At 67.2% G+C, this 16,233-nt stretch carries 12 protein-coding genes; 6 read left to right on the top strand and 6 right to left on the bottom strand.

Features of this window, described 5'->3' with window-relative positions; translation table 11 throughout:
- Position 1 precedes the first annotated feature (1 nt).
- A complete protein-coding gene (locus ACZK29_RS01515) occupies positions 2 to 784 on the bottom strand; it encodes an ABC transporter permease (protein WP_478446557.1) in 783 nt (260 codons plus the stop codon).
- Positions 781 to 1,677 carry an ABC transporter ATP-binding protein gene (locus tag ACZK29_RS01510; protein ID WP_111203324.1) on the bottom strand — a complete coding sequence of 299 codons (897 nt, stop codon included), beginning with the start codon at positions 1,675 to 1,677 and terminating at the stop codon, positions 781 to 783. Before ACZK29_RS01510 ends, ACZK29_RS01515 begins: the two co-directional genes overlap by 4 nt.
- A 202-nt stretch (positions 1,678 to 1,879) precedes the next feature.
- On the opposite strand from ACZK29_RS01510, the gene ACZK29_RS01505 reads away from it, so the two are divergent.
- The 5 genes from ACZK29_RS01505 (at position 1,880) to ACZK29_RS01485 (ending at position 9,695) form a co-directional block, all read left to right on the top strand.
- Entirely contained in the window at positions 1,880 to 3,127 is a 1,248-nt protein-coding gene (locus tag ACZK29_RS01505) for an efflux RND transporter periplasmic adaptor subunit (protein WP_164147151.1), read from the top strand.
- A gap of 102 nt (positions 3,128 to 3,229) precedes the next feature.
- Positions 3,230 to 3,919: an ABC transporter ATP-binding protein gene (locus ACZK29_RS01500; RefSeq protein WP_106549885.1), complete on the top strand. Its 690-nt coding sequence runs from the start codon at positions 3,230 to 3,232 to the stop codon at positions 3,917 to 3,919.
- 14 nt (positions 3,920 to 3,933) lie between these two features.
- Positions 3,934 to 5,091: an ABC transporter permease gene (locus tag ACZK29_RS01495; protein ID WP_106549886.1), complete on the top strand. Its 1,158-nt coding sequence runs from the start codon at positions 3,934 to 3,936 to the stop codon at positions 5,089 to 5,091.
- A 13-nt stretch (positions 5,092 to 5,104) separates the two neighbouring features.
- Complete coding sequence (locus ACZK29_RS01490; RefSeq protein WP_478446556.1) at positions 5,105 to 6,427, top strand: ABC transporter permease; 1,323 nt, start codon at positions 5,105 to 5,107, stop codon at positions 6,425 to 6,427.
- A 409-nt stretch (positions 6,428 to 6,836) separates the two neighbouring features.
- On the top strand, positions 6,837 to 9,695 hold the full coding sequence (locus tag ACZK29_RS01485; RefSeq protein ID WP_164147149.1) for a TonB-dependent receptor plug domain-containing protein: 2,859 nt from the start codon (positions 6,837 to 6,839) through the stop codon (positions 9,693 to 9,695).
- Positions 9,696 to 9,812: 117 nt separating this feature from the next.
- On the opposite strand, the gene rarD is transcribed toward ACZK29_RS01485, so the two are convergent.
- Both rarD and yedA read right to left on the bottom strand, forming a co-directional pair.
- Entirely contained in the window at positions 9,813 to 10,706 is an 894-nt protein-coding gene (rarD, locus tag ACZK29_RS01480; protein ID WP_111203320.1) for an EamA family transporter RarD, read from the bottom strand.
- The gene (gene yedA, locus ACZK29_RS01475; RefSeq protein WP_111118133.1) at positions 10,703 to 11,608 is read right to left on the bottom strand and encodes a drug/metabolite exporter YedA; all 906 of its coding nucleotides are present in this window, start codon (positions 11,606 to 11,608) and stop codon (positions 10,703 to 10,705) included. The genes rarD and yedA overlap by 4 nt, the downstream gene beginning before the upstream one ends.
- Positions 11,609 to 11,831: 223 nt before the next feature.
- Here yedA and ACZK29_RS01470 point away from each other — a divergent pair, with 223 nt between their 5' ends.
- Complete coding sequence (locus ACZK29_RS01470) at positions 11,832 to 13,166, top strand: MFS transporter (RefSeq protein WP_111203319.1); 1,335 nt, start codon at positions 11,832 to 11,834, stop codon at positions 13,164 to 13,166.
- 174 nt (positions 13,167 to 13,340) lie between these two features.
- On the opposite strand, the gene ACZK29_RS01465 is transcribed toward ACZK29_RS01470, so the two are convergent.
- Together ACZK29_RS01465 and ACZK29_RS01460 are read right to left on the bottom strand one after the other, a co-directional pair.
- Positions 13,341 to 14,993, bottom strand: coding sequence for a M28 family metallopeptidase (locus ACZK29_RS01465; RefSeq protein ID WP_478447062.1), 1,653 nt, complete (start codon positions 14,991 to 14,993; stop codon positions 13,341 to 13,343).
- A 105-nt stretch (positions 14,994 to 15,098) separates the two neighbouring features.
- Positions 15,099 to 16,031 (bottom strand): MBL fold metallo-hydrolase, encoded by a 933-nt coding sequence (locus tag ACZK29_RS01460; RefSeq protein WP_478446555.1) that lies wholly within the window; start codon positions 16,029 to 16,031, stop codon positions 15,099 to 15,101.
- Between the last annotated feature and the right edge of the window lie 202 nt (positions 16,032 to 16,233).

The raw sequence follows: 16,233 nt of genomic DNA, 5'->3' as shown, positions 1-16,233 counted from the left end.
TTCAGCCGATCCGGCGCAGGCGGCGGCGGGCCAGCAGCAACGCCGCGAGGGTGACCGCCAGCAGCACCAGCAGGTGGCCGACGACGCTGCCCACCGACGGCAGTCCGACCACCGGCAGCGCCAGCTGCGCCAGGTGCCAGGTCGGCCACAGCGGCGCCATCATCGAAAACACCTTGGGCAACGCCGACAGCGGCAGCCACAGCCCCGACAGCAACGCCAGCGGCAGGTAGACCAGATTGACCATCGCCGGCGCTGCGCTGGCACTGACATGGCTGCCGATCAGCAGGCCGATCGCCCCCAGCGGCAGCGCAGCCAGGCCCGCCACCGCCAGCAGCTGCAGCATCTGCACTGCCTGAAGCTGCACGCCACCCAGGGCGCGCGCCACGCCGATCAACAGAGCAGCAACCAGCAGCGCGAACATCACGGCCATCGCAAGTCGCGCCAGCAACGGTGCCGCCGCTGGCATCGGCAGCGCGCGCTTGAGGGTCAGCAGGCCGCCTTCACGGTCCAGCGCCAGCTGCACGCCGAAACCGAACAGGGCCGGCGCCATCGCACCGAACACGCAGTAGGTGGCCAGCAGGTACAGCGGTGCATGGCCGCGGCCCAACAGCACGCCGAACAACAGGTAGAACAGCACCGGGAACAGCAGCGAGGGTACGGCGAAGGCGGGTGTACGCCAGGCGCGGCGCAGCTCGGCCTGCAGTTCGGCACGGTACGGGCGCAGCGCGCGCCGCCAGGTCGATACCGGACGCGCAGCGGCGACGGTCGGATTCAGGGTATTCATGCGGCCTCCCGGGTCAGGTCGAGGAAGGCATCGGCCAGCGCCGCGCCCTGTACTTCCAGTTCGCGCAGCTGCGCATCGGCGGCCAGCAGACGGGCCACCACCGGCTCGGCCGGGCTCGCCAGCAGCTGCAGGTGCTCACCGTCGCGCTGCACCTGCTGAACCCCCGGCCAGTGCTGCACGTCGTCGGCCAGCAGCACGCTGCGGCAGCGGATGCGGCGCGGCCGGTCGGCGAGGCGCAGTTCGGCCAGCGGCGCATCGGCCAGCACCCGGCCCTGTTCCAGCACCACCACCTGCTGCGCCAGCGCTTCGGCTTCCTCCAGGTAGTGGGTGGTCAGCAGTACACCGCAGCCTTCGGCCACCAGCTGCCGGATGGCCTGCCACATGGTCTGCCGCGCCTGGATGTCCAGCCCGGTGGTGGGCTCGTCCAGGAACAGCACGCGCGGCCGGCCACACAGAGCGATGGCGAACTGCACGGCACGCTGCTGGCCGCCGGACAGCTGGCCGTAGCGGCGGCGCGCCAGTGCCTGCAGCCCGGCACGCTGCAGTACCTCCTGCAACGGCATCGGGTCGGGGTAGCAGGCACTGGCCTGGGCCACCAGCTCATCCACCTGCAGCATCGGCGGCAGGTTCGTGCTCTGCAGCATCACGCCCAGGCCGAGGCGGCTGGCGCGCTGCTGCGGGTCGCCACCGAGCAGCTCGACCTGCCCGGCGTCGGCGCGGCGCAGGCCCAACAGCACGCTGATCGCGGTACTCTTGCCGGCACCGTTGCGGCCCAGCAATGCCAGCACCTGGCCAGCGCGGACCTGCAGGTCGATGCCATGCAGGGCGGTATGGTCGCGATAGCGCACCTGCACCTGCTGCAGGCGGGCCAGCGACGGGGCGATCGGATCCATGGGCGGTACCGGTAGCGGGGACGTTGCCATCCTGTGCCGCCGTGGTCACGTTTCGCAGTTGCCGCCGTCAGTGTCATCGGATGACAGCTGTCACTGCCGTCATCGCTGTGCCTGCCTTCATGCTGTGCCGCACGCTCCACCGCCGGAACCGCCGCCGTCCGCTCTTCCGGCCACACCCGCCCGAACGTCTGTGATGGAACGAATGAACGCTTCTGCCGAGCTGTTGAAGGAACTCCGTATCGACCGCAAGTCGCCGCCGCCCGCCTCCGGTGGCAATGGCGGTGGCCGCCGCTGGCTGTGGATCACGATTGTCGTGATTGCCGTGCTGCTGGCCGCCGGCGCCTTCGCGCTGTTCGGCCGCACCCCGGCCGTGGAGGTGGAAACCGCACCCGCGGTGGCCATCCAGCAGGGCAGCGCCAGCAGTTCGGTGCTTGATGCCAGCGGCTACGTGGTCGCCCGGCGCATGGCTACGGTGTCGGCCAAGATCACCGGCAAGGTGCGCGAGGTGATGATCGAGGAAGGCATGCGGGTCGAAGCCGGCCAGGTGATGGCCACCCTGGACCCGATCGATGCCGATGCGCAGCGCAGCCTGTATGCCTCGCAGCTGCAGGCCGCACGCAGCCAGGTGGCCGGGCTGGAGGCGCAGCAGAAGCAGGCCGCCGCCGAGGCCAGCCGCCTGCAGGCGCTGGTCGGCCAGCAGCTGGTGTCGCGCTCGCAGTACGACCAGGCCGTGGCCCAGCGCGACAGCCTGCGCGCACAGCTGGACACCGCACAGCGCAACGTCAAGGTCGCCCACGACCAGCTGGCCATCGCCGACCTGGGCGTGGACAACAACGTGGTGCGCGCGCCATTCTCCGGCGTGGTCACCGCCAAGGCTGCGCAGCCGGGCGAAATCGTCTCGCCGCTGTCGGCCGGTGGTGGCTTCACCCGTACCGGCATCGGCACCATCGTCGACATGGACTCGCTGGAAATCGAAGTCGAGGTTGGCGAGGCCTTCATCGGCCGCGTGCAGCCGAAGATGCCGGTGGAAGCCACGCTCAATGCCTACCCGGAATGGAAGATCCCGGGCGAGGTGATCGCCATCATCCCCACCGCCGACCGCGGCAAGGCCACGGTGAAGGTGCGCGTGGCGCTGAAGGTGAAGGACCCGCGCATCGTGCCGGAGATGGGCGTGCGGGTCAGCTTCCTGGAACAGGCCCAGCCGCAGGCCGCCGCCAAGCCGCAGGGCGTGCGCGTGCCGGGCGGTGCCGTGGTCCAGCGCGACGGCGCCTCGGTGGCCTTCGTGCTGGGCGACGAGAGCCGCGTGCAGCAGCGCACGGTCGATGCCGGCCAGGCGATGGGCAAGGACCGCCAGATCCTCAAGGGCGTGAGCGCAGGTGAATCGGTGGTGGTGAACCCGCCGGACACCCTGCGCGATGGCGCCAAGGTGCAACAGAAACAAGCGCAGTAACGGCCTGGCGCCCGCGGGCGCCGCCGGCAGCACTGCTCGACGCACGCCCCCGGCCATCGCCGGCGTGATTTCCCGTTTCCCGCCTTCCGTGGAGAACCACCCATGTCGACCCTGGTTTCACTGCGCAACATCACCAAGACCTACCAGCGTGGCCCAGAGAAAGTGCAGGTGCTGCACGGCATCGACCTGGACATCGCCAGCGGCGACTTCGTGGCGCTGATGGGCCCGTCGGGCTCGGGCAAGACCACCCTGCTCAACCTGATCGGCGGCCTGGACAACCCCAGTGGCGGCGAAATCAGCATCGAAGGCGAGCGCATCGACCAGATGAGCGGCGGCCAGCTGTCGACCTGGCGCAGCCATCACGTCGGCTTCGTGTTCCAGTTCTACAACCTGATGCCAATGCTGACCGCGCAGAAGAACGTGGAGCTGCCGCTGCTGCTGACCCACCTGAGTGCCTCCCAGCGCAAGCGCAATGCCGAAATCGCGCTGACCCTGGTCGGCCTGGCCGACCGCCGCAGCCATCGTCCCAATGAACTGTCCGGCGGCCAGCAGCAGCGCGTGGCGATCGCCCGCGCGATCGTCTCCGACCCAACCTTCCTGATCTGCGACGAACCCACCGGCGACCTCGACCGCCAGTCCGCCGAGGAGATCCTGGGCCTGTTGCAGCAGCTCAACCGCGAACACGGCAAGACCATCATCATGGTCACCCATGACCCGAAGGCCGCCGAGTACGCCACGCACACGGTGCACCTGGACAAGGGCGAGCTGGCCGACGCGCCGCTGGCCCACTGACGGAGGCCACGGCGATGAAATACTTCTCGTTGGTGTGGGCGCAGCTGTTCCGCAGCCGCACCCGCACGCTGCTGACCCTGCTGTCGGTGGTGGCCGCGTTCCTGCTGTTCGGCATGCTCGACTCGGTGCGCGTGGCGTTCTCGTCCGGTGGCAGCGTGGAAGGCGCCAACCGCCTGGTGGTGGCCTCGCGGCTGTCGATCACCCAGTCGCTGCCGATCCGCCTGGAAACCCAGATCCGCCAGGTCGCCGGAGTGCGCGACGTGGCCTATGGCATGTGGTTCGGCGGCATCTACCAGGACCCGAAGAACTTCTTCCCCAACTTCTCGGTGTCGCCCAACTACTTCGATGTCTACCGCGAACTGCAGATCGAGCCGGCACAGCTGGAGGACTGGAAGCAGACCCGCACCGGCGCCATCGTCGGCGAATCGCTGGCCAAGCAGTTCGGCTGGAAGATCGGCGACACCATCCCGTTGCAGGCCACGATCTTCCCGCGTGGCGGCAGCAACGACTGGCCGCTGGAACTGAAGGGCATCTACCGCTCCAAGGACCGTGCGCTGGCCGCCAATGAAGAACGCCAGTTGATGATGAACTGGAAGTACTTCGATGAATCCAACGACTACATCAAGAACCAGGTGAGCTGGTACACGGTGACGCTGGACAATCCGGATCATTCCTCGCGGGTGGCGCAGGCCATCGATGCAATCTCGGCCAACTCCGACCACGAGACCAAGACCCAGACCGAATCGGCGTTCCAGCAGGCCTTCGTCAAGCAGTTCGCGGACATCGGCATGATCGTCACTTCGATCATGGGCGCGGTGTTCTTCACCCTGCTGCTGTTGACCGGCAACACCATGGCCCAGGCCGTGCGCGAGCGCGTGCCGGAACTGGCTACGCTGAAGACGCTGGGCTTCAAGGACAGCACCGTGCTGACCCTGGTGATGGTGGAGTCGGTGCTGCTGATCGGCCTCGGCGGCCTGATCGGCATGGGCCTGGCCGCGCTGATCCTGCCGGCGATCGGCCCGAAGAGCATGGGCATGCTGCCACCGCACGTGCCGACGCCGACCTGGCTGATGGGGCTGGGCCTGATCGTGGTGATCGGCATCATCGTCGGCCTGTTGCCGGCGCTGCGTGCCAAGCGCCTGAAGATCGTCGACGCACTGGCCGGCCGCTGAGGAGGACACTGACATGTTCAAGAGCAAACTCAAGAAGTGGCTGGGTAACGCGGTGACTGTGCTGCTGCTGGCGATCGGCCTGGTGCTGTGGATCGGCCTGCCGTGGATCGGCGTGCTGGCCGTGGCCGTGCTGGTGGCGCTGTGGCTGCTGCTGACCCGTGGCGGACGGCTGGCACTGGCGGCCACCCGCATCGGCGTGGCCAGCCTGCCGCAGCGCTGGGGCGCGTCCTCGGTGATCGTGGTCGGCATCGCCGGCGTGGTCGGCGTGCTGGTGGCGATGCTGGCGATGGGCGAAGGTTTCCAGGCCACGCTCAACAATACCGGCGATGACACCACCGCCATCGTGCTGCGCGGTGGCTCGCAGGCCGAGACCAACTCGGTGATCACCCGCGAACAGGTTCCCACGCTGTCCACTCTGCCCGGCATCAGCCGCGATGGCGAAGGCCGGCCGCTGCTTTCGCCGGAGCTGTCACAGGTGGTCAACCTGGTTTCCAAGTCCGACGGCACCGACGTCAACGCGCAGTTCCGCGGCGTCGGCCCGCAGGCGTGGGCCGTGCATGACAAGGTCAAGATCATCGAGGGCCGCAAGTTCGCCACCGGCCTGCGCGAGATCGTGGTCGGCCAGGGCGCCAGGGGCCAGTTCCGCGACATGGACGTGGGCAGGACGCTGACCCTGGGCAACCAGACCTGGACCGTGGTCGGCGTGTTCGCCACCGGCGATGCACATGATTCGGAACTGTGGACCGACGCCGATACGCTGGCCACCACCTACCAGCGCAGCGCCTGGCAATCGATCAGCGTGCGCACCGATGGCAAGGCCGGCTTCGAGCAGTTCAAGGCCGCCGTCGCCGCCGACCCGCGCCTGAAGCTGGACGTGGAAACCACCCGTGTCTACTACAGCAAGCAGGGCGGCGGGCTGACCAAGCTGATCGACATCCTCGGCAAGGTGATCGGCACGATCATGGCGGTGGGTGCGGTGTTCGGCGCGCTCAACACCATGTATGCGGCAGTGGCCACGCGTGCGCGCGAGATCGCCACCATGCGCGCGATCGGCTTCCGAGGCCTGCCGGTGGTCACCGCAGTGATGCTGGAGACGATGCTGCTGGCGCTGCTCGGCGGCCTGCTGGGGTGCGCGGTGGCGTGGCTGCTTTTCAACGGCTACAGCGTGTCCACCATCGGCAGCAACTTCAGCGCGGTGGTGTTCAAGTTCCATGTTTCGCCGGAACTGCTGTGGACCGGCCTGAAATGGGCACTGGGCATCGGCCTGGTCGGCGGCCTGTTCCCGGCGTTGCGCGCGGCACGTTTGCCGATCACCACGGCGTTGCGCGAAACCTGAGCATCACGCACGGATTGAATGGACGTTCTGCAGGGGGACGGAGCGAAGGCTTCGTCCCTTTTTCGTTGGCGGGGTCAGATCCCTTCGCTGCGCGAAGGGATCTGACCCCAATCTGGATGCAGTAGATCCACGCCATGCGTGGATGAAGGCGTGCGCACACACGCCACTACAGATCGCGGCAACGCAGCCGCTACCGATGCCTCTGCCCATCGCAAACGCAACGCGCGTGACGTTGCGCACATCCCATCTGTGGATTGTTGGTTGCGATTCATTTTCGCGCACATCCGCGGCGCAGAGGCAAACAGTTACGAATGGAAACATTCTAGAATCGCCCCCCCACGTTGGTTTGCAGCACCCCACGCGTCCATAGAACGGGCGCTTGTTCTTCCTGAAACACGAGATGTCACGGATGTCCCTGAAAACCAATCCGCTGCGCAACGCGATCGTCATCGCGCTGGCCGCCAGCTGCACCACCCCCGCCTTCGCACAGAGCGCCGGCGATACCCCGACCAACCTCGACCGCATCGAAATCACCGGCTCGCGCATCCGCCAGGCCAGTGTCGAGACCGCACAGCCGGTCGTCGCGCTCAGCCGTGCCGAGATCGAGAAGAAGGGTTACATCAACGTCGCCGACATCCTGCAGGACGTCACCGCCGCCGGTGCACCGAGCCTGAGCCGCTCGTCGTCGCTGAGTTCTTCGCGCGACTTCGGCGGCACGTACGTCAGCCTGCGCAACCTCGGCCCGGAACGCAGCCTGGTGCTGATCGACGGCCGTCGCATGGGCGTCAGCGCCGGTGGCTACTCCGACCTGGCTTCGATTCCGTCCGCCATCGTCGAGCGCGTTGAAGTGCTGACCGACGGCGCTTCGGCGCTGTATGGCTCGGACGCCATCGCCGGTGTGGTCAACATCATCACCCGCAAGAACTTCGACGGTGGCGAAGCCAGCGTCTACGTCGGCCAGTACGGTCAAGGCGACGGCCAGAAGCGCTCCTACAGCGCCACCTTCGGCAAGACCTTCGACCGCGGCTGGTTCAGCGTCGGCGCAGAGCGCACCAAGGAAGACGAGATCCTCGGCAGCGAGCGCGAGTTCAGCCGTTACCCGGGTGGCCCGCGCCATCCCGACGATATCCAGGCACTGAACCAGACCACGCAGTGGGGCAGCGTCACCGTCGACGGCAAGTCGCTGACCGTGGGCCCGGGCGGCGACCCGAGCCAGAAGGGCAATTTCCACACGCCCAATCCGGCCGATGGTGCCAACACCAAGACCAACATGAGCCTGCTGAGCGGCCTGGAGCGCACCTCGGTGTTCGCCAACGGTGGCTTCTCGATCACCGATGACCTGCGCATCGTGGCCGACGCGCTGTACAGCAAGCGCGAGTCGACCAAGCACCTGGCCGGCTACCCCTACTCGGTGTCCACCGCACAGGCCCGCAACGGCTCCCGTGCCGCCCTGTCCAAGGACAGCGCGTTCAACCACTGGGGCCAGGACGTGCTGTTCTCGCACCGCACCGAAGAAATGCCGCGTGCGACCGAGAACAACCTGGACACCAAGCGCGCCAGCATCGGCCTGGAAGGCAGCTTCGAAACCGGTTCGCGTTACTGGGACTGGAACGTCAGCTACATGTACAACCGCAATGAAGGCGAGCGCATCGGTACCGGCAGCATGTACCAGCCGCACGTCGACCTGGCGGTCGGCCCGTCCTTCATGGATGGCACCGTGGCACGCTGCGGCACCCCGGGCGCGGTGATCGCCGGCTGCGTGCCGTGGAACCCGGCCGCGCCGATGGGTTATGCAGGCCCGGGCTCGCTGGGCAACCAGGACGTGCAGGACTACCTGTTCACCCGCTTCGTCGACAAGATGAAGAGCACCACCAAGGTCGCCAGCGCCAACATCTCCGGTTCGGTGTTCACCCTGCCGGCCGGCGACGTGATGGCCGCGATGGGCTTCGAGCACCGCAGCGAAGAAGCCAGCTACACCCCGGACCTGATGGTGCAGAAGGGCCAGATTGCCGGCACCACCGGCCAGCCGACCCGTGGCGACTACTCGCTCAACGAGGTCTACCTGGAGCTGCAGGTACCGCTGCTGGCCGACATGCCGTTCGCGCGTGAACTGTCGCTGGACCTGGCCGGCCGCTACACCGACTACAACACCTTCGGTTCGACCACCAACAGCAAGTTCGGCCTGAAGTGGAAGCCGATCGACAGCCTGCTGGTGCGCGCGACCTATGGCACCGGCTTCCGTGCGCCGACCGTGGACGACCTGTACGGCGGTGCGGTGAAGAGCCGTGATTCGTTCACCGATCCGTGCGATACCTCGTTCGGCATCGCTGCCAGCAGCTCGACCGTGGCCGCACGCTGCCAGGCGCTGAAGGTGCCGGCGAACTTCCGCCAGCAGACCGCGTCGGAGGGCAACGTCGCCAACCGTCCGGGCCAGCAGGGCATCGCCGATTTCGACTCCGGTTCCAATGCGAACCTTAAGCCGGAAACCGCCAAGACCTGGACCGTGGGCCTGGTGTACAGCCCCGAGTTCGTGCCGGGCCTGGACGTCAGCCTGGACTGGTGGAAGATCCGCATCGACAACGCGATCGTGGGTGAGTCGGCCACCGACATCCTCAACCAGTGCTACGTGCAGGGCGTGGATTCGGCGTGCGGCCGCTTCACCCGTTCCACCAGCGCCAAGACGCTGGGCCAGGTGACGTCGCTGGACCGCTCGCTGGTCAATGCGGGCTACCGCGAAACCGCCGGCTACGACTTCAGCCTGCGTTACCGCCTGCCGGAAACCTCGTTCGGCCGCTTTGCCGCCACCTGGAACACCACCTACACCGACTACCTGGAGCAGCGCAACGACAACGCCGCCACCACGCCGGTGGAGCAGAAGACCGGCTGGCAGGGCAACTTCCGCGTGCGTTCGACCTTCAACCTGGATTGGCAGTACGGCGACCTGGGCATCGGCTGGACCGCCCGCTACTACTCGGGCATGAAGGAAGCCTGCTCGTATGACCTGGGCGGTGGCCCGGACTGCAACATGGCCGGCTTCGTCTCGCCGTACACCGATGCGCAGCCGAGCCGCAAGGTGGGCTCCAACACCTTCCACGACCTGCAGGTGCGCTACAGCCTGCCGTGGGACGGCACCGTGTCGCTGGGCGTGAACAACGTCTTCGACCACCAGGGTCCGATCATGTACAGCCAGCCGAACAGCAGCTTCACCTACTACGGTGGCTTCGACATCGGTCGTTTCATGTACATGAAGTACCAGCAGCGCTTCTAAGCCTGCAACCGCGTTCCCGCCACCGCCATCTCTCTCTCCTGGCGGTGGATGGAAGCAGAACGGCGCCCTTCGGGGCGCCGTTCTTTTTTCGGGAAGCGGGGTCGGATCCCTTCGCAGTTACCGCTTGCGCATCGTGCGGATGTTGTCACCGACGAACAGGATCAGGCCGGCCCAGATCGCGGCGAAGCCGATCGCCTTGGCGGTATCGAACGCTTCGTGGAAGAAGAACACGCCCAGCAGCAGCTGCAGGCTCGGCGCGATGTACTGCAGGATGCCGACCAGCGACAGCGGGATGCGCTTCACGCCGTAGGCGAAACCGATCAGCGGTACCGCAGTGACCGCGCCACCGAAGATCAGCAGCAGGTCATTGCGCCAGCCCCAGCCATGGAAGAACGCGCCGCCATGGCCGTTTTCCGCCCAGATCGCGAAGGCCAGCGCCGGCAGGAACAGGTACATGCTCTCCACGCCCAGGCCGGCGACCGGATCGACCGAGACCAGCTTGCGCAGCAGGCCATACAGGCCGAACGAACAGGCCAGGCCCAGCGCGATCCACGGCGGTGTGCCCGCGTCGATGGTCAGCCAGGCCACGCCCACCGCTGCCATCGCCACCGCCACCCACTGCAGGCGCCGCAGCCGCTCCTTCAGCACCAGCACGCCCAGCAGCACGTTCACCAGCGGGTTGATGAAGTAGCCCAGGCTGGTCTCGATCACATGGCCGGCGTTGACCGCCCAGATGTACAGGCCCCAGTTGAAGGCGATGGTCAGGCTGGACACCAGCAGGATCGGCAGCGCGCGCGGCTGCGCGGCGATCTTCTGCCACCAGCCCAGGCGTGCGCTGAGCAACAGCCAGCCCAGCACCAGCACGGTGCTCCAGATGATGCGGTGGGCGATGATCTGGAACGAAGGCACCTCGTTGAGCAGGTGCCAGTACACCGGCACCAACCCCCAGATCACGAAGGTGGAGGCGGTGACCAGCAGGCCCCGGCGTTGTTCTTGCTCGTCCATGCTCACTTCTTTCTCGTCCTTGCCATTGTCAGCACCACCACACCCAGGAGAATCACCACCATCGCCAGCAGGTCGCGCCAGCCGAATCGTTCACCGTTCAACACTGCGCCCAGCAGCACGGCAATCACCGGATTGACGTACGCATAGCTGCCCGCCAGCGCCGGGCGCACGTTCTGCAGCAGCCACACATAGGCGGTGAACGCCACGATCGAACCGAACACGCACAGGTAGGCCATGGCCAGCAGGCCACCGGTATCGGGCAGCGTGGTGGGGCGCTCGCCGACCGCCAGGCCGATCAGCACCAGCAGCACGCCACCGCAGATCATCTGCCCGGCGGCGGTCATGAACGGGCCCGGCAGGTCCAGGCCGCGTGCCCACACCGAACCGAAGGCCCAGCCGACCGGCGCGATCAGCAGCAGCACCAGCCCGGTCGGCGAGGCCGTCAGGCTGCTGCCGGCGTTGAGCCAGACTACGCCGAGGAAGCCGATGGCGATGCCCAGCCACTCACCGCGGCTGGCATGCTGCCCGCGCAGCGCCGAGAACAACGCCATCCACAGCGGCACCGAGGCCACCGCGGTCGCGGCCAGGCCCGAGGACACCTCACGCTCGGCCAGCACCACCATGCCGTTGCCCAGCACCAGCATGGTCACGCCCATCACCACCAGGTTGCGCCACTGCCGCAACGTCGGGTTCGGCATCTTCCAGAACAGGCGCAAGGCCAGGAACATCAGGCCGCCAGCAATGATGAACCGGCTGCCGGAGACCATCGTCAGCGGCAGCGCACCGCCATGCAGGGCCTTGGCGATGCCCAGGTAGGTCGAGCCCCAGACCACGTAGACCAGCAGCAATGCCAGCGCGACAAGGCCACCCCGGGGGGCAGCCGCAGACGAAGAGGGGGGAGCCGACATGACACACCAGGGAGCCGGGGGAAGGCGGATTCTAGGACGTTTTGAGTATGGTCCGGCACCCCGTACGGTGGCACGCTGTCATCCATCCATGCACCCTGCTCTGGTCTGCTACCCCGTGTTGACGGCCGATGCAGTACCAAGAGGGCTGCCCGGCCGCGCCGCCCCAAGGCCGGGCGCCGTTTTCCCTGCGCACGGACGCGCCGCATCGAGGATTCCCACCCAGATGAGCACCACGTCCCAACCCGCCGTACCCGCGAACGACCGCGCCGCCCTGCGGCGGTCGATCTCCAACACCCTCAAAGGCTCCGCCGGCAACCTGGTGGAGTGGTATGACGTCTACGTGTACTCGGTGTTCGCCGTGTACTTCGAATCACAGTTCTTCTCGCCGGACGACAAGAACTCCACGATGTACGTGTGGGCGATCTTCGCCGCCACGTTCCTGATGCGCCCGATCGGTGCCTGGTTCTTCGGCCGCTTCGCCGACCGCCACGGCCGTCGGTTGGCGCTGACTGTCTCGGTCACGCTGATGGCGCTGTGCTCGTTCCTGATCGCCATCACCCCCACCGCCGCCAGCATCGGCATCTGGGCCGCAGTCATCCTGCTGTTCGCACGCCTGCTGCAGGGCTTCGCCACCGGCGGCGAGTACGGCGCCAGCGCCACCTACATGTCCGAGGCCGCCATTCCCGGCCGTCGCGGCTTCCTGTCCTCGTTCCACTACGTCACCCTGGTCGGTGGCCATGTGCTGGCCCAGCTGACCCTGCTGCTGATGCTGACCTTCTGGGGCAAGCCGGAAATCTCCGAATGGGGCTGGCGCATCGCCTTCGGCATCGGTGGCATCGCTGCAGTGGTGGTGTTCTGGCTGCGCCGCGGCATGGACGAATCGCTGTCGGAGTCGTCGATCGAGGCCGCGCGCGAGGGCAAGGCAAAGAAGTCCGGTTCGATGTACGAGTTGTTCGTGCACCAGTGGCGGCCGCTGCTGCTGTGCTTCCTGATCACCGCCGGTGGCACCGTGGCCTTCTACACCTACTCGGTGAACGGCCCGAAGATGATCCAGAGCGCCTTCGCGGGCAACGACCCGATGACCGGCACCCTGATCAACCTGGGCGTGCTGGCGTTCCTGATGGTGCTGCAGCCGGTCGGCGGCTGGCTGTCGGACATCATCGGCCGCAAGACCCTGCTGGTGTTCTTCGGTGTCGGCGGCGTGCTGTACAGCTGGTACCTGATCACCCAGCTGCCGCACCAGCACGACGCCACGCTGGCGTTCCTGACCCTGGCACTGGCCTTCGTCATCCTCACCGGCTACACCTCGATCAACGCGGTGGTGAAGGCCGAGCTGTTCCCCACCCACGTGCGTGCACTGGGCGTGGGCCTGGGCTATGCGCTGGCCAACTCGCTGTTCGGCGGCACCGCCCCGCTGCTGTACCAGGGCGCACTGAAGACCGGCCATGTCGACTGGTTCGCCATCTACGTCACCGCAACGATCGCGGTCTCGCTGGTGGTCTATATCTTCTTCCTGACCAACAAGGGCCCGAACTGGCTCGACGGCACCCGCAAGTAAGGGCGCTGCAGTGATCGCGGCCACCGGTGCAATGCCGGTGGCCGCTGTGGAATACCGGCCGGATGGAACCTGCACGGCAGAGTCGACTGTCAGTCGACTGCTCTTCGATCAGATAGCGAAAAACCCCGCGCTGCGCGCGATAGTCGACTCTACACACCGTCATTCACCGGCCCATCAGCGGCGGGCGGATTCGCTCTTGTCGCGCGCGCCGCGGAACTCCGATTCCTTTTCCCACGTCGGCCAGCGGCGGCTGTTGGCCAGCTCGGCGCCCAGGTCATAGACCAGCAGGGTGTCGGCGGCGTGGCCGCTCGGGTCCCAGCTCGGGGTCCAGGCATCGCAGGCCTGGTGGTAGCAGTCGGCGAAGTACTTCTCGCGCAGCGCACGGCCGGCTTCAACGCCGCCGTCCAGCTTGTCCAGGCCCGGGCCGATGGTGATCGCCGGTACGCCCAGGCGGGCGAAGGCGAAGTGGTCGGCGCGGTAGAAGAAGCCGGCCTCCAGGTTCGGATCCGGGCTGTAGCTGCGGCCACGGGTCTTGGCCACGCGCTCCAGGTCGCCTTCCAGCGACACCCGGCCCTTGCCCCACGACGCGATGTCACGGGTCGGGCCATCCGGGCTGAACATCTCGATGTTCAGCACCGCCGCCGTCTTGTCCAGCGGCGCCAGAGGATGCGCGGCGTAGTAGCTGGCGCCCAGCAGGCCCTTCTCTTCGGCGGTCAGCGCCACGAAGTACAGCGTGCGCTGCGGCTGCGGGCCCGCGGCGAACACCCGGCCCAGTTCCAGCACCGTGGCCACGCCGGTGGCGTTGTCGATCGCGCCACGACGGATGCGGTCGCCCTTGGCATCGGGTTGGCCGATGCCGAAGGCATCCCAGTGTGCGGAGAAGATCACCGCCTCGTCGCCATGCGCGCCACCGGGCAGCTTGGCCACCACGTTGCGGGTCACCACCTGTTCGCGCTTCAACGCGAAGTCCACGCTCAGCCTGGCGTTGTCCAGCGCCACCGGGCGGAAGTCGGCGCGCATCGCCTTGCGCTTCTCGGCATCGAAGTCGAGGCCGGCGTCGGCGAAGATCGCCTCGGCCAGCTCACGCTGCATCCAGCCACGCAGCGCCGTGTGCTGCGCCATCGCTTCAGCCTGGCCGCGCTCGATGTCGAACAGCGGCGAGGTGCCCGAGCTCTTCACCGTGGCCCAGCCATAGGCCGCAGGAGCGGTCTCGTGCACGATCAGCACGCCCTCGGCGCCACGGCGTGCGGCTTCCTCGAACTTGTAGGTCCAGCGGCCGTAGTAGGTCACCGCCTTGCCGTCGAACGCACCCGGTGCATCGGCCTCGAAGTCGGCGTCGTTGATCAGCACCACGGCGATCTTGCCGTGCAGGTCCACGTCCTTGTAATCGTTCCAGTGGCGTTCCGGCGCGTCGATGCCGTAGCCGACGAACACCAGCGGCGCATCCTTGATCTGCACGCGCTTGCGCGGCTGCAGGCTCTGCAGGGTCACGTCCACACCGTTGGCCAGCGCGCGCTTGCCCTGCTTCAGCGACAGGCTGGCCTTGGCCGCGCCATCCAGCTGGGCACGCACCAGCGGCACCGGCTGCACCCAGCTGCCGTCCACGCCTCCCGGCTGCAGGCCGTAGCTGCGGAACTGCTCGATCAGGTACTGCACCGTGCGCTCTTCGCCCTCGGTGGCCGGCGCGCGGCCCTCGAATTCATCCGACGCCAGCACACGCACATGCCGAGACAGTGCCTGCGGATCGATACCACCACCCGGCAGGTCGTTGGCCGCATGGGCCAGGCCACCGACGAACAGGCAGGACGACAGCAGCAACACGCGCATCGGATTCACGGCAGTACCACGGCAGGCTTGGAAGTCACCAGAGTGTAACGTGGTCGTGACATCGCGGTGCAGCGTGGGCTTGCGTCATCCATGCATTGCGTGGATCTACCGGCGGATGCGGTCCAGCCAGCAGGCCAGGCCCTGTGCGTTGAGTTCGATGTCCATCGCCAGCACCGCAGTCACCGCCGCATCGTCCAGCGCACAGCCATGCAGCTGTGCACGTTCCAGGTACAGCGCCTGCAGTGCGGCCAGCAGGCAGCGGTGACGGTCCGGCCGGCCATCGCACTGGCGGCCGATGGCGGCCATCGCATCGATCTGCTCGAACAGGTCCCCTGCCAGCTTTTCAACCTGCTCCACGCGCCCATAGTGGGTCAGGTACATCGCCTGCGGGCCGTAGCCCAGCATGCGCTGGATCGAGGCCTTCATCGCCTCCGGGTCGAACTGCACCGGCGACGAGGTGGGGAAGATGAAAGCGCCCTGCGCACTGTCCAGCTCGCGGTAGGAGATGCCGAAGGTATCGCCGGTGAACCAGCTGCGGCTGCGCGCATCCCACACGCAGTAGTGGTGCAGCGCATGACCCGGCGTGTGCAGCAGCACCAGCTCACGGCCGGCCAGATCGATGCGGTGCCCGTCTTCGGCCACCACCACACGGTGTTCGGGAATGGCCTCGATACGACCATAGCTGCGCGCGATCTCCACGGCGCCGTACACCGCCGTGGCACCGGCAATCAGCCGGGTCGGATCGATCATGTGCGGTGCACCACGCGGATGCAGCACCGCCTTCGCGTTGGGCAGCTGCTGCATCAGCAGGCCGGCTCCACCGGCGTGGTCCAGGTGCACATGGGTCAGCAGCAGCCAGTCCACCGCATCCACACCCAGCCCCGTGTTGGCCAGCGCCTGCAGCATGGCCGGTACCGACAGACCGGTGCCGCAGTCGACGAAGGCGGCGCGGCCGTTTTCAGTGATCAGGTAGGCCGCATCGAAGTCCGGGCGCTGGAAGCCGGTATCGATGGTGTGGATGCTGGGGTCGGCGGTCATCGGCACGCACCTGGCAGGATCGGGAACAGACGCCCATGGTAGGCGCGCGGGCGGCTCTGGTTCGATGCGGCTTTGGTCGGGTAGTGCCGGGTTGTGGCCGGGTAGAGTCGACTGTCGGTCGACTGTCGCGCGCAGCGCGGGCTTCCAGAAGATCAGTCGACTAACAGTCGACTCTACCCAGGGCAAGCGCAGGCAAGGGCAA

It is taken from the genome of Stenotrophomonas sp. 89682_Sma, assembly GCF_056481405.1.
The sequence above is the reverse complement of the archived record's forward strand: the minus strand, read 5'-3'. Positions and strand labels throughout refer to the sequence as shown.